12 protein-coding genes and 1 pseudogene are annotated in these 13,765 nt (G+C 45.6%); 1 reads left to right on the top strand and 12 read right to left on the bottom strand.

Going from position 1 to position 13,765, the window contains the following annotated elements; genetic code table 11:
• Positions 1–72: 72 nt before the first annotated feature.
• Positions 73–555 carry a nicotinamide-nucleotide amidase gene (gene pncC, locus EX191_RS13720; RefSeq protein ID WP_193447907.1) on the bottom strand — a complete coding sequence of 161 codons (483 nt, stop codon included), beginning with the start codon at positions 553–555 and terminating at the stop codon, positions 73–75.
• Between the two features lie 84 nt (positions 556–639).
• Between pncC and mutS the strand changes: the two genes are divergently transcribed.
• Positions 640–3,201, top strand: coding sequence for a DNA mismatch repair protein MutS (gene mutS / locus EX191_RS13715; RefSeq protein ID WP_193447906.1), 2,562 nt, complete (start codon positions 640–642; stop codon positions 3,199–3,201).
• An 81-nt stretch (positions 3,202–3,282) separates the two neighbouring features.
• Here the strand turns inward: mutS and rpoS are convergent.
• The 11 genes and pseudogenes from rpoS to mazG all read right to left on the bottom strand — a co-directional run bounded on the left by rpoS (position 3,283) and on the right by mazG (position 13,754).
• Positions 3,283–4,269, bottom strand: a pseudogene (rpoS, locus tag EX191_RS13710) (RNA polymerase sigma factor RpoS).
• 80 nt (positions 4,270–4,349) lie between these two features.
• Positions 4,350–5,273 carry a peptidoglycan DD-metalloendopeptidase family protein gene (locus tag EX191_RS13705; protein WP_006743295.1) on the bottom strand — a complete coding sequence of 308 codons (924 nt, stop codon included), beginning with the start codon at positions 5,271–5,273 and terminating at the stop codon, positions 4,350–4,352.
• Positions 5,274–5,286: 13 nt separating this feature from the next.
• Positions 5,287–5,913, bottom strand: a complete 627-nt coding sequence (locus tag EX191_RS13700; RefSeq protein WP_005393881.1) for a protein-L-isoaspartate(D-aspartate) O-methyltransferase — start codon at positions 5,911–5,913, stop codon at positions 5,287–5,289.
• Complete coding sequence (gene surE / locus EX191_RS13695) at positions 5,913–6,689, bottom strand: 5'/3'-nucleotidase SurE (protein ID WP_046875092.1); 777 nt, start codon at positions 6,687–6,689, stop codon at positions 5,913–5,915. The genes EX191_RS13700 and surE overlap by 1 nt, the downstream gene beginning before the upstream one ends.
• Entirely contained in the window at positions 6,689–7,732 is a 1,044-nt protein-coding gene (truD, locus tag EX191_RS13690) for a tRNA pseudouridine(13) synthase TruD (RefSeq protein WP_193447905.1), read from the bottom strand. The genes surE and truD overlap by 1 nt, the downstream gene beginning before the upstream one ends.
• Before the next feature lie 45 nt (positions 7,733–7,777).
• Positions 7,778–8,254, bottom strand: a complete 477-nt coding sequence (ispF, locus tag EX191_RS13685; protein WP_005393886.1) for a 2-C-methyl-D-erythritol 2,4-cyclodiphosphate synthase — start codon at positions 8,252–8,254, stop codon at positions 7,778–7,780.
• A 17-nt stretch (positions 8,255–8,271) separates the two neighbouring features.
• Positions 8,272–8,976 carry a 2-C-methyl-D-erythritol 4-phosphate cytidylyltransferase gene (gene ispD / locus EX191_RS13680; RefSeq protein WP_047008818.1) on the bottom strand — a complete coding sequence of 235 codons (705 nt, stop codon included), beginning with the start codon at positions 8,974–8,976 and terminating at the stop codon, positions 8,272–8,274.
• A gap of 1 nt (position 8,977) precedes the next feature.
• Positions 8,978–9,259: a cell division protein FtsB gene (gene ftsB, locus EX191_RS13675; RefSeq protein WP_005380907.1), complete on the bottom strand. Its 282-nt coding sequence runs from the start codon at positions 9,257–9,259 to the stop codon at positions 8,978–8,980.
• 465 nt (positions 9,260–9,724) lie between these two features.
• Positions 9,725–11,026 (bottom strand): phosphopyruvate hydratase, encoded by a 1,302-nt coding sequence (eno, locus tag EX191_RS13670; RefSeq protein ID WP_005383785.1) that lies wholly within the window; start codon positions 11,024–11,026, stop codon positions 9,725–9,727.
• A 78-nt stretch (positions 11,027–11,104) separates the two neighbouring features.
• Positions 11,105–12,745: a CTP synthase gene (locus tag EX191_RS13665; protein ID WP_005393892.1), complete on the bottom strand. Its 1,641-nt coding sequence runs from the start codon at positions 12,743–12,745 to the stop codon at positions 11,105–11,107.
• 211 nt (positions 12,746–12,956) lie between these two features.
• Positions 12,957–13,754, bottom strand: a complete 798-nt coding sequence (gene mazG / locus EX191_RS13660; RefSeq protein WP_005393894.1) for a nucleoside triphosphate pyrophosphohydrolase — start codon at positions 13,752–13,754, stop codon at positions 12,957–12,959.
• Between the last annotated feature and the right edge of the window lie 11 nt (positions 13,755–13,765).

Genomic DNA, 13,765 nt, shown 5'->3' with positions numbered 1-13,765 from the left:
AAATTTAGTTCACTGCTTCTAAGGATTTGCTCCAGCCCTTATCAATTCTGGGCTAAGACAGTGTAAGAAATTCTAAATTAAATGTTGATGCAATCGAGTCAATGCATGCATCACCGCTTGTTGACGAACTTCCGCCCTGTCACCAGAAAAATGCATGGTCTCAACAAAGAACCAGTCGTGCTTATCCGCAAAAGCAAAGCAGACGGTTCCAACCGGCTTTTCATCAGTGCCTCCCCCCGGTCCAGCAACACCACTGATGGAAACCCCAATAGTGGCATTCGAGTGTTGAAGCGCACCTTGCACCATTTCAAGCACAACAGGCTCACTCACGGCACCATGTTCCTCTAAGGTTTCCACTCTCACACCCAGCATTTCCATTTTGGCTTCGTTGCTGTAAGTGACAAAAGCTCTATCTAACCAACCTGAGCTGCCTGCAATATCAGTAATAGCGGTCGCAACACCGCCACCCGTGCACGATTCTGCCGTCGTTAAAACATGACCATACTTTGCCAATAATGCGCCTAAATCTGCGCTCAATTTTGTTGTTTTTTCCATAGCCAAAATGCCCTTTGTCTCTTTTTACTTGATAGGGATTCACGTATCCTAAGCCGCTACGGAAATAAACAAAAGAACTTACCTGTGAAAGCTGAACAAAAACACACTCCGATGATGCAGCAATACCTCAAGCTAAAAGCTGAGAACCCTGAGATTTTGCTGTTCTACCGCATGGGCGATTTCTACGAACTCTTTTACGATGATGCAAAGCGAGCGTCCCAACTGCTTGATATTTCGCTAACTAAGCGCGGTTCGTCAGCTGGAGAGCCTATTCCTATGGCGGGAGTGCCATTTCACGCAGTAGAAGGCTATCTAGCAAAACTTGTTCAGCTTGGTGAATCAGTCGCAATCTGCGAACAAATTGGCGATCCAGCCACCAGCAAAGGTCCGGTAGAACGTAAAGTTGTGCGTATCGTGACACCAGGCACTGTGACGGATGAAGCATTGCTTTCTGAGCGTGTCGATAACTTAATCGCAGCAATTTACCATCACAACGGTAAGTTCGGTTATGCGACGCTGGATGTCACTTCTGGTCGCTTCCAACTGACAGAACCAGAAACCGAAGAAGCGATGACAGCCGAGCTTCAGCGTACCGCACCACGTGAGCTACTATTCCCAGAAGATTTTGAACCTGTACATTTAATGGCGAGCCGCAACGGTAACCGTCGTCGCCCAGTATGGGAATTTGAGCTTGATACGGCTAAGCAACAACTCAATCAACAGTTTGGCACTAAAGATCTGGTTGGTTTTGGCGTAGAACATGCGTCCTTAGGGTTATGTGCTGCTGGTTGTTTGATCCAGTATGTGAAAGATACGCAACGCACTGCTTTGCCTCATATTCGCTCTTTAACGTTTGATCATCAGGACCAATCCGTCATCCTTGATGCCGCTACCCGACGCAACCTGGAAATTACTCAAAATCTAGCAGGTGGAACCGATAACACACTCGCTGCGGTACTCGACCATTGTGCGACGCCGATGGGCAGCCGAATGCTGAAGCGTTGGCTACATCAGCCTATGCGTTGCATTGAAACGTTAAACAATCGTCTTGATGCGATTGGTGAGATTAAAGAACAAGCGCTGTTTGCCGATCTTCAACCAACGTTAAAACAAATTGGTGATATTGAACGTATCTTAGCACGCCTTGCACTACGCTCTGCTCGCCCTCGCGATATGGCTAGACTTCGCAATGCCATGCAGCAGCTACCAGAGCTAGAATCTGTAACCGCTTCTTTGACCCATCCATATCTAGCAAAACTGGCGCAATACGCAGCTCCGATTGACGAAGTATGTGATCTGTTAGAGCGTGCAATTAAAGAAAATCCGCCAGTTGTTATTCGTGATGGTGGTGTGATCGCTGAAGGCTATAATCCCGAGCTCGATGATTGGCGCAAATTAGCAGACGGTGCAACAGAATACCTTGAGCAGCTTGAGCGAGATGAGCGTGAACGACACGGCATCGATACGCTTAAAGTCGGCTACAACAACGTACATGGCTTCTTTATTCAAGTGAGCCGTGGCCAGAGCCATTTGGTTCCACCGCATTATGTACGTCGCCAAACACTAAAAAATGCCGAACGCTATATCATCCCAGAGCTCAAAGAGCACGAAGACAAAGTACTTAACTCGAAATCGAAAGCGCTGGCACTTGAAAAGCAGCTGTGGGAAGAACTGTTTGATCTATTGATGCCAAATCTGGAGAAGCTGCAGAATTTAGCTTCTGCTCTGTCTCAACTCGATGTACTACAAAACCTAGCAGAGCGTGCAGATTCGTTGGATTACTGCCGACCAACGCTTGTGAAAGACGCTGGCATTCACATTCAAGCGGGTCGTCACCCAGTCGTAGAGCAAGTAACAACAGAACCGTTCATCGCGAACCCAATAGAGCTTAACCCAGCACGTAAAATGTTAATCATCACCGGTCCAAACATGGGTGGTAAATCCACTTACATGCGTCAAACTGCGCTGATTGCATTGATGGCACATATCGGCTCTTATGTACCTGCAGAATCTGCACAAATTGGTTCTTTAGATCGTATATTTACTCGTATTGGAGCGTCAGATGATCTCGCATCTGGTCGTTCTACCTTCATGGTAGAAATGACGGAAACCGCTAATATTCTGCACAATGCAACTAAAAACAGTTTAGTGCTAATGGATGAAATCGGTCGCGGTACCAGTACTTACGATGGCCTCTCTTTAGCTTGGGCAAGTGCGGAATGGCTCGCAACACAAATTGGTGCGATGACACTATTTGCAACTCACTACTTCGAATTGACAGAGTTGCCAAACCAACTGCCAAACTTAGCGAACGTTCACTTGGATGCCGTAGAGCATGGAGACAGCATTGCCTTTATGCACGCAGTTCAAGAAGGTGCGGCAAGTAAGTCTTACGGCCTAGCTGTTGCGGGCTTAGCAGGTGTACCAAAAACGGTTATCAAAAATGCGCGTAACAAGCTATCTCAGCTAGAGCAACTAGGGCAAAACAGTGACGCACCACGTCCAAGTGCAGTAGATGTGGCTAACCAATTGAGTCTAATTCCAGAACCTAGCGAGATCGAACAAGCCTTATCTGGTATTGATCCTGATGATTTGACTCCACGCCAAGCACTTGAAGAGTTGTATCGTTTGAAGAAGATGCTTTAAATCGATTCACGTAAGTGAGCGCAAAGAAAAAAGGCTATGGTTCCCCATAGCCTTTTGCGTATCTAGTGAAATACGGATTATTTAATCATCTTCGACGTTAAATAAGTTTTCCATATTCAAACCTTGCTTGATTAAAACCTCACGAAGACGACGTAAACCTTCTACTTGGATTTGACGTACACGCTCACGTGTCAAACCAATCTCTCGACCAACTTCTTCAAGCGTCGAAGGCTCATAGCCTAGAAGACCAAAGCGTCGTGCAAGTACTTCTTTCTGTTTTGGATTCAACTCTTCTAACCAATGAATCAGCGATGATTTGATATCGTCATCTTGAGTCGAGACTTCTGGATCGGAGTTGTTTGCGTCGGGAATAATATCCAACAGCGCTTTTTCACCGTCACCACCGATTGGTGTGTCGACAGAGCTAATACGCTCGTTAAGGCGTAGCATTTTGCTTACATCTTCGACTGGAATATCTAACTGAGCAGCAATTTCTTCTGCGGTAGGTTCGTGATCGAGCTTCTGAGAAAGTTCACGCGCAGTACGCAGATAAATGTTCAGCTCTTTCACGACATGAATAGGTAGACGGATCGTACGAGTTTGGTTCATCAACGCACGTTCGATCGTTTGTCGGATCCATCAGGTCGCATAAGTAGAGAAGCGGAAACCACGCTCTGGATCGAACTTCTCGACCGCACGGATCAAACCAAGGTTACCTTCTTCAATCAGATCGAGTAGTGCTAGACCTCGATTACTGTATCGACGAGAGATCTTGACCACCAAACGTAGGTTACTTTCGATCATACGTTTACGTGCCGCTTCGTCGCCACGCAGGGCTCGTCGAGCATAAAGCACTTCTTCTTCGGCAGTAAGTAGAGGTGAGAAGCCAATTTCACCTAGATACAACTGAGTTGCGTCTAAGCTTTTACTGCTCGCGTCAAATTCTTCACGCGCAGCCGTTTTGCTTTCTGTGGATGATGATTTTTCGAGTTCGTTATCAATGGTCTTCACTGACGCATTGTCAAATGCAAACTCTTCAACTTTGGTTACTGTGTTGCTGATACTCATAACGCCTCCCCCTGGCGAGTTAGCAAGACATGACAACTCAATATGTCGCTAAATGATGTCGCAAGTTGTTTTTCAAAGCTTTAAGGCAAATAGCGTTTTGGATTCACCGATTTACCTTGATAGCGAATTTCAAAGTGTAGCTTGACTGATTTAGCACCGGAACTACCCATGGTGGCGATTTTCTGTCCGCTTTTTACACTTTGTCCTTCTGATACCAGCAGTTTGTCATTATGTGCATAGGCGCTTAAATAATTGTCGTTATGCTTTACTATAATTAAGTTGCCATAACCTCGTAGCGCATTGCCTGAATAAACAACGGTGCCGGCTGCGGTTGAAACGATAGGTTGACCACGCTGTCCTGCGATGTCGATACCTTTATTTCCCTGTTCTCCCGCCGAAAAGTTCTTGATTACTCTCCCTTTTGTCGGCCACAACCACTTAGAAACTTTATCACTCTTCGCCGTGGTAACTGGCGCTTTTTGCTTCACTTTTTGGTTATCTTTTGAACCAACATACTCCTTTGTTTTCGATTGTTCAACCTTCTTTGGAGGCTGTTTTTGTACGACTTTAGGCTTAGTCTCTGTAGGTTTTTGACTAGAGTTTTTACTTGAAGTTTTCGGTTTAGAGGCTGTTGATGTTTTCGTCACTGGGGCTGGTGGCGTCGTAACAACTGGAACCACAACGGGTTCAACTTTTTGGCCATATTTAGGGGCGACATATTTCGGAGCCCAAAGTTTTAGCCTCTGTCCAGGGTAGATGGTGTAAGGCTGAGTTAACTCATTGTAACGGACAAGATCATTTACATCTTTATCTGTGACATAAGCTATGAAGTAAAGTGTATCGCCTTTTTTTACCTCATAATAACTCCCTCTGTAACTTCCTCTTTCAAGGCTTGAATAGTCTTTCTTTAAGCTAGAGACAGGTGCAGGAGAATGCGCTGCACAACCAACTAGTCCTGCAGCAAACACAAAGCTAATACCAATATGACGTAATAACTTACTCACCTATCCCTAACCCTTAAGCTAAATCACCCGCAACCAGAGGTACAAATCGAACCATTTCCACAACAGTAGAGAGATATTCATCTCCCTTACGTTCAATTTTTAGTAACTGTTGCTCCTTATCTCCAACAGGAATCACCATCTTACCGCCATCTTTTAATTGTGCGAGAAGTGCTTGGGGGATCACTTCTGCAGCAGCAGTAACAATGATGGCATCGAAAGGACCACGAGCTTCCCAACCTTGCCACCCATCAGCATGCTTGGTTGAAACATTGTAGATATCCAATTGTTTCAGACGGCGTTTTGCTTCCCATTGCAACGATTTAATTCGCTCAACGGAGTATACATGGTCAACAATTTTCGCCAGTACTGCGGTTTGATAACCGGAACCCGTTCCGATTTCCAGTACGTGACTCGTTGGCTCTAGTTCGAGTAACTCGGTCATACGAGCAACAATATAAGGTTGAGAAATAGTTTGTCCCTGACCAATCGGTAACGCATTGTTATCGTAGGCTTGGTGCATCATCGCTTGAGAGACAAAGCTTTCTCGTGGTAAGCGTTGGATAGCATCCAGAACTCTTTGGTCTTTGATGCCACTGGAGATAAGAAACGCTATCAACCTGTCAGCATGTGGGTTACTCATTACTTCTCTTCCTTTAACCAACTATCCATTGCACGCAGCGATTCATGAGCAGTGAGATCAACTTGCAGAGGCGTCATTGAAACTCGACCATGTTCAATCGCATAAAAGTCGGTGCCCTCACCCGCATCTTGCTCTTTTCCTGGAGGCCCTAACCAATAAATATCATGGCCTCTCGGATCTTTCTGCTTAATCATATTCTCTGCGTGATGACGCGCACCTAAACGCGTGACTTCGATTTCATCCAGGTTTTCTGCTGGTAAGTCAGGCACGTTTACGTTCAATAACCGATTCGTTGGAATCGGAGACGCTAAATGCTGTTGCACAATTTGACGTGCAATTTTTGCGGCAGATTCGAAATGACGCTTACCCACCAGCGAAAAAGCAACCGACTGAACACCAAGGAAATGCCCTTCCATTGCTGCAGCTACCGTTCCTGAGTAAAGAACATCATCACCCAAATTTGCACCGTGGTTGATGCCTGATAAAACAAGATCGGGCAAATCATCTTTCATCAGCTCATTCAGCGCGAAATGTACACAATCTGTAGGCGTTCCTTGCACTGAATAGATATTTGGGGCAATTTCAGTTACGCGTAATGGTTGCTCTAGTGTCAGTGAGTTCGAAGCACCTGAACGGTTTCGATCGGGTGCAACAATGGTCACTTCAGCGATATCTCGCAACTCATCAGCAAGTGCATGAATCCCTTGCGCATGTACGCCATCGTCATTGCTGATTAAGACTCTTAGGGGCTTCGCGTTTAGTGAATCCTGTTCCATTAGTATTCTCTTTCTACTTCAACCTCATTAACTAACTCACGAACGATAGATGTTGCAAAAGATCCCGCATCCAGTGAGAAAGTCAGCGTAATGTTGTTACCTTCAACCGTCCAAGATAAATCTTTTGGCTTCAGCGCAATATCGCGACGGTCGTGGCGCATGCGATTACCACGAATCAGCGCCATGAGATCAGGCTCTTCATCTAAGAACGGTTGTTCTAAAGTAAGCGCATCCGCTTGAGTTGGAAGCGCATTATCACCTGCTAGGGCCGCGGTAATTGCCACTTCACCAGCAGCAAATTGTGCTTGTAGATCTGCGATATTGCTTGCATCAATCAACTGAGTGCCAGAACTTGTCTGTGCAATATCACCATCGATGAATTTATCAAACACACCACTTTCTAGACGAGCAGAAACGATACGGTTGAAGATCCACGAACGCGCCGCTGATAAATACATGCTGCGCTTATTTTGATTACGGGTACGAACGTTTTCGCGTCCCCATCGACGTGCTTCTTCAAGGTTGTTGCCATCATTGCCAAAACGCTGACTACCAAAGTAGTTTGGCACACCAACTTGTTTCACTTTTTCAAGGCGTTGCTCTACATCTTCAACGTCAGTCACTTCAGACAAAGTGACAACAAACTCGTTCCCTATTAAGTCTCCAGGACGCAGTTTTTTGTTGTGTCGATCAGTCGCTAAGATTTCAATACTCGGATATTGAGCTAGGAATGCCGAGAAGTCCGGCGTTTCCCCTTTCGGTAAATGGACACTCAGCCACTGTTCCGTCACGGCATGGCGGTCTTTAAGGCCTGCCCAGCTAACGTCTTTCGACTTTACGCCACAAGCTTTCGCCAACTCATTCGCAACAAAACTGGTATTTTCTCCAGTTTTTCGAATACGCACCATTAGGTGCTCGCCTTCGCCCGTAAAGGCAAAACCTAAATCCTCACGAACCTGAAAATGTTCTGGTTGCGCTTTGATTTTTGCCGATGCAACAGGCTTACCCGTTAGATAAGCCAATGAAGATAAAATATCTGACATGATGTTTTTCCGCTGATATCACAGCTTAGAGGAGCAAATTGCTAGTTATTGCTTAAACAGAAGTACAACGGCTTCCGTTGCAATGCCTTCTTTGCGTCCAGTAAAACCGAGACGTTCTGTCGTCGTCGCTTTTACGTTAATGTTACTAATATCGGTTTCTAGGTCTTCCGCAATCGCCGCACACATCGCGTCAATATGAGGTGCCATCTTAGGTGCTTGTGCCATGATGGTGACATCGGCATTACCAAGGCGGTAGCCTTGCTCTTTGACACGACGATAAACGTCCTTCAACAATTCGCGGCTATTTGCCCCTTTCCATTTATCGTCGGTATCCGGGAAGTGACGACCAATATCACCCGCAGCAATCGCCCCGAGTAGCGCATCAGTCAAAGCATGAAGAGCAACATCACCATCTGAGTGGGCTACTAAGCCCTGCTCGTAAGGGATAGCAACACCACCGATAATGACCGGGCCTTCACCACCAAATTTATGCACGTCAAAACCGTGACCAATTCGAATCATTTTTTATCCTTTCTTTTTTAGCCGCGCTCACGGCTCAGATAAAACTCGGCTAACGCGAGATCTTCTGGCTGAGTAATTTTTATGTTATTCGCATTACCCTGGACTAAAGCAGGCGTTTCGCCCAACCACTCTAAAGCCGATGCTTCATCCGTGATGGCTACGCCTTGTTCTAATGCGTCAGCCAGTGCTCGAGTCAGTTGTTGAGTTTTAAACATTTGTGGAGTTAATGCATGCCACAATGCTTCTCTCTCTACCGTATGACCGATATCTTGTGCTACGTTTGCTCGCTTCATTGTGTCTCTCACTGGAGATGCGAGGATGCCACCCGTTGGGTGAGCGCAGCAAACATCAATCAAACGGTCAATGTCGGATGTTAATACACATGGCCTTGCAGCGTCGTGGACCAATACCCACTCGCTTTCCAGATGTTCATTGACATAGTTTAGCCCTGAAAGTACGGAATCAGCGCGCTCTTTGCCACCCGCGACTTGAATTACATCGGGATGGTTCGCGATGGTTAACTCAGGGAAATAAGGGTCACCTTCGGTAATGGCGACAACCACTTTCGAAATTCGTGGGTGCGACAGCAACTTTTCTACAGTGTGTTCCAGCACCGCTTTTCCGTCGATCAATAAATATTGCTTAGGGCGGTCAGCCTTCATTCGACTACCGACACCGGCAGCGGGAACAATTGCGACATGCGATGAGTTCACATCCAACATTTTAATGATTTTCCTCACCTATAATGCGGTAGAAAGTCTCGCCATCTTTAACTAAACCAAGCTCATGACGCGCACGTTCTTCAATCGCATCAAGACCTTGCCTTAAGTCATCAATCTCAGCAAACATTTCATTATTGCGAGCTTGTAGCTTGCTGTTCACTTGTTGCTGAACTTCAATTTCATCTTTTACTGTGTAGTAGTCAGACACTCCGTTTTTACCAAACCATAGAGTGTATTGAAGCAAGCCAAACAGTAGCGTAAGGGCTATAACAAAGATTCGCATATCGCTGCTAACATTCTGTACCGAAAGGAATTAGATAAGGTGACATATATAGCATAAATGCGAGGTTGCCTCTAGGGGAGAAAGGGAGACTCACACGCTCCTTACAAGAAATAAGCAGCAAAATGAAACAAAGACATATGAAGCTATTCTTAGCACTCACCAAAGTAAGACCAAGAAATACAAGCCTATAGATACAAAAACACCCCGCAAAATCAGGGTATTTCAAAGCTTCAATCTAAGCGGTTAATCCAATGAAGAACTAAGCTTGAGCTTCTTTAAGACCGCTTCTTTGAAACATGGAGGAGCGTGCTCATCTAGAGCTTCCTCGATGCAGATAAATGGGTTGCTTTCTTTAGGTATGGCAAGCAACACGGCCAGAACGGTTCATCGCTCTTAAATAAAAAACGCCCCACCGAAGTGGAGCGTTTCTAGAAAGCTATTTAGCTAAACTTATTCAATTAAGAATTAAGCTTGACCTTTAACTTCTTTAAGACCGTTGAAAGGAGCTCGCTCACCTAGAGCTTCCTCGATACGGATTAGTTGGTTGTACTTAGCAACACGGTCAGAACGGCTCATAGAACCAGTTTTGATTTGACCTGCAGCAGTACCTACCGCTAGGTCAGCGATAGTTGCATCTTCAGTTTCGCCAGAACGGTGAGAGATTACTGCTGTGTAACCTGCGTCTTTAGCCATCTTGATTGCAGCTAGAGTCTCAGTTAGAGAACCGATTTGGTTGAACTTGATAAGGATAGAGTTAGCTACGCCTTTCTCGATACCTTCAGCAAGGATCTTAGTGTTAGTAACGAATAGGTCGTCACCTACTAGTTGAAGTTTGTCACCTAGTAGTTCAGTTTGGTGCTTGAAGCCATCCCAGTCAGACTCGTCTAGACCGTCTTCGATAGAAACGATTGGGAATTGGTTAGCTAGCTCAGCTAGGTAGTGGTTGAACTCTTCAGAAGTGAAAGTTTTACCTTCGCCTTTCATGTTGTAGATGCCAGCTTCTTTGTCGAAGAACTCAGATGCTGCACAGTCCATAGCTAGAGTAACGTCTTTACCTAGTTCGTAACCAGCAGCTGCAACAGCTTCTGCGATAACTTCTAGAGCTTCAGCGTTAGATTTAAGGTTAGGAGCGAAACCACCTTCGTCACCAACTGCAGTGCTGTAGCCTTTAGACTTAAGAACTTTAGCTAGGTTGTGGAATACTTCTGCACCGATACGTAGACCTTCTTTAAGAGTCTTAGCACCAACTGGTTGGATCATGAACTCTTGGATGTCAACGTTGTTGTCTGCGTGCTCACCACCGTTGATGATGTTCATCATTGGTAGAGGCATAGAGAACTGACCAGCTGTACCGTTTAGTTCAGCGATGTGCTCGTATAGAGGCATGCCTTTAGCTGCAGCAGCAGCTTTAGCGTTTGCTAGAGAAACAGCTAGGATAGCGTTAGCACCGAATTTAGATTTGTTTTCAGTGCCGTCTAGTTCGATCATTACTGCGTCGATTGCAGCTTGGTCTTTAGCGTCTTTGCCAACTAGAGCTTCAGCGATTGGGCCGTTTACAGCTTCAACTGCTTTAAGAACACCTTTACCTAGGAAACGTGCTTTGTCACCGTCACGTAGCTCAAGAGCTTCGCGAGAACCAGTAGATGCGCCAGATGGAGCTGCCGCCATACCTACGAAACCGCCTTCTAGGTGTACTTCAGCTTCTACAGTTGGGTTACCACGTGAGTCGATGATTTCACGACCTAGAACTTTAACGATCTTAGACATTAATGTTTCCTCTCGTTTCAAATATAAATGTCAATTTTAAAGGGCAGCAGCACAACCTTCGCCGCCGCCCGTATCCTTTTACTTCTCGAATTCGCCGCGTGCGTTTTGGCCCGCAGCCTTAACGAAACCTGCAAACAATGGGTGGCCATCGCGAGGAGTCGATGTGAATTCTGGGTGGAACTGAGCCGCTACAAACCATGGGTGAGCTGGGTTCTCAATCATTTCCACTAACTTCTTGTCCGCTGATAGGCCAGAAACTTTCAGACCTGCTTTTTCGATTTGCGGACGAAGCACATTATTCACTTCGTAACGGTGACGGTGACGTTCATGGATCGTCGCGCTACCGTATAGTTCACGAGCTTTCGTACCTTTCTCTAGGTGACATAGCTGTGAACCAAGACGCATCGTACCACCTAGGTCAGACTTTTCAGTACGCTCTTCTACGTTACCTGACTCGTCTACCCACTCTGTGATCAAACCTACCACAGGGTACTTAGTCTCTTTGTTAAATTCTGTTGAATGTGCACCTTCCATACCCGCAACGTTACGCGCGTATTCAATTAGTGCAACTTGCATACCCAAACAAATACCTAGGTAAGGCACATTGTTTTCACGTGCATATTGAGCCGCACGGATCTTGCCTTCAATACCACGATCGCCGAAGCCACCTGGAACTAGGATCGCGTCTAAGCCTTCTAGCAGCTCAACGCCTTTTGTTTCGATATCTTGTGAGTCTACATACTTAATTGTGACACTTAGACGGTTTTTCAAGCCAGCGTGTTTAAGCGCTTCGTTCACAGACTTGTATGCATCTGGCAATTCAGTGTATTTACCAACCATACCGATGGTTACTTCACCAGTAGGATTTGCTTCTTCGTAAATAACCTGTTCCCACTCAGAAAGGTCAGCTTCAGGAGCTGTGATGCCAAAGCGAGCACACACAAGATCATCTAGACCTTGAGACTTGATCAATTGAGGAATCTTGTAGATAGAATCTACGTCCTTCATTGAAATTACTGCTTTTTCTGGAACGTTACAGAATAGTGCGATTTTCTTACGTTCATTCGCTGGAATAACGCGGTCGCTACGGCAAACCAGGATATCTGGCTGAATACCGATAGATAGAAGTTCTTTTACAGAGTGTTGAGTTGGCTTAGTTTTCACTTCGCCCGCTGCCGCTAGGTAAGGAACAAGTGTTAGGTGCATGAACATTGCGCGCTCACGGCCTAGTTCAACGGCTAGCTGACGAATCGCTTCCATAAATGGTAGTGATTCGATATCACCAACGGTACCGCCAACTTCAACGATAGCCACATCATGGCCTTCAGAGCCAGCAATTACACGGTCTTTGATCGCGTTAGTGATGTGAGGGATAACTTGAATAGTTGCGCCTAGGTAGTCACCACGACGTTCTTTACGAAGTACGTCGGCATAAACACGACCTGCAGTGAAGTTGTTACGCTTGGTCATCTTGGTACGGATGAAACGCTCGTAGTGACCAAGGTCAAGGTCAGTCTCTGCGCCATCTTCTGTAACGAACACTTCACCGTGCTGAGTAGGGCTCATTGTGCCCGGGTCAACGTTGATGTAAGGGTCAAGCTTCATCATAGTCACTTTAAGACCACGAGCTTCTAGAATAGCCGCAAGAGATGCTGCTGCAATACCTTTACCTAGAGAGGATACAACCCCGCCAGTAACAAAAATGTAATTTGTCGTCATGTTTAACCTGAAATTGGTTGAATGAGGGAAATGGAGTGCTTCTGGACGGGAGATAAATATACCAGAAGCTCCTTACCGCCACAACGTGAAATCTATCACACCGTAATTTTTTATTTTTTGCTTCAAATCAAAGTGAGCAAAGACAAACCAAAGTCCGTTTTCGTGTTAAGAGGCAAACTGGCCTCATATTGTATATTCCGCTTATTTTCCCCTATCTAGACTCTTCTCGCTTTACTTCATCCCAGAAATCGTCGAGCTCTGATAAAGAACAATCTGTAAGCGCTTTGCCTGACTGCTGGACCTTTCCTTCAACTTGCTTAAAACGTCTCGCAAACTTTAAGTTTGCTTTACCTAGTGCGACTTCTGGGTTTTTATCAAGATGGCGTGCCAAATTGACGGTCGCAAATAGCAAATCGCCGAGTTCCAACTCCACTTTTTCTTCATCAGGCTGAACTTGTAGTGCTTCTTCCATGACTTCATCAATTTCTTCTCGCACCTTATCGACGACCGGGCCAAGAGAGTCCCAGTCAAATCCATATTTCGCACATTTTTTCTGTATCTTTGTAGCACGAGAAAGTGCTGGCAAAGAGTTTGGTATTGAGTCTAGGATACTTTCTTCCGCTTTGCCTACCTGCGCTTTTTCTTTTGCTTTTTCCGCTTCCCAGTTGGCGTTGATTTCCTCGTCCGATTCAAACTCAACATCTGAAAAAACATGCGGATGACGGCGAGTCAGTTTTTCATTCACGGTTTCGACGACATCCGAAAAGTCGAACAGCTCTTGCTCTTTCGCTAGCTGACTGTAAAAAATCACCTGAAACAACAAATCACCCAGCTCTTCTTTCAGGTTTAGCCAATCACGATTCTGAATCGCATCCACCACTTCGTAGGTTTCTTCGATGGTGTGCGGAACGATGGTGTCAAAGGTTTGTTTTAAGTCCCAAGGGCAACCGCTTTCTGGGTCACGTAACTTCGCCATGATTTGTTCTAATTGTTCAATTGGATGACTCATTTTTTGTTCCT

The organism is Vibrio chemaguriensis, assembly GCF_012275705.1.
In the GTDB taxonomy this organism is placed as follows: domain Bacteria; phylum Pseudomonadota; class Gammaproteobacteria; order Enterobacterales; family Vibrionaceae; genus Vibrio; species Vibrio diabolicus.
Note: the sequence above shows the minus strand (reverse complement) of the source record. Positions and strands in the feature narration are given on the sequence as shown.

Bases quoted from the DNA above. Each gene is read 5' to 3' on its own strand.
- EX191_RS13700 (WP_005393881.1), bottom strand. From the start codon at position 5,913: ATGAGTAACCCACATGCTGACAGGTTGATAGCGTTTCTTATCTCCAGT.
- mazG (WP_005393894.1), bottom strand. From the start codon at position 13,754: ATGAGTCATCCAATTGAACAATTAGAACAAATCATGGCGAAGTTACGT.
- pncC (WP_193447907.1), bottom strand. From the start codon at position 555: ATGGAAAAAACAACAAAATTGAGCGCAGATTTAGGCGCATTATTGGCA.
- eno (WP_005383785.1), bottom strand. From the start codon at position 11,026: ATGTCTAAGATCGTTAAAGTTCTAGGTCGTGAAATCATCGACTCACGT.
- ispF (WP_005393886.1), bottom strand. From the start codon at position 8,254: ATGATTCGAATTGGTCACGGTTTTGACGTGCATAAATTTGGTGGTGAA.
- ftsB (WP_005380907.1), bottom strand. From the start codon at position 9,259: ATGCGAATCTTTGTTATAGCCCTTACGCTACTGTTTGGCTTGCTTCAA.
- truD (WP_193447905.1), bottom strand. From the start codon at position 7,732: ATGTCAGATATTTTATCTTCATTGGCTTATCTAACGGGTAAGCCTGTT.
- EX191_RS13665 (WP_005393892.1), bottom strand. From the start codon at position 12,745: ATGACGACAAATTACATTTTTGTTACTGGCGGGGTTGTATCCTCTCTA.
- ispD (WP_047008818.1), bottom strand. From the start codon at position 8,976: ATGTTGGATGTGAACTCATCGCATGTCGCAATTGTTCCCGCTGCCGGT.
- surE (WP_046875092.1), bottom strand. From the start codon at position 6,689: ATGGAACAGGATTCACTAAACGCGAAGCCCCTAAGAGTCTTAATCAGC.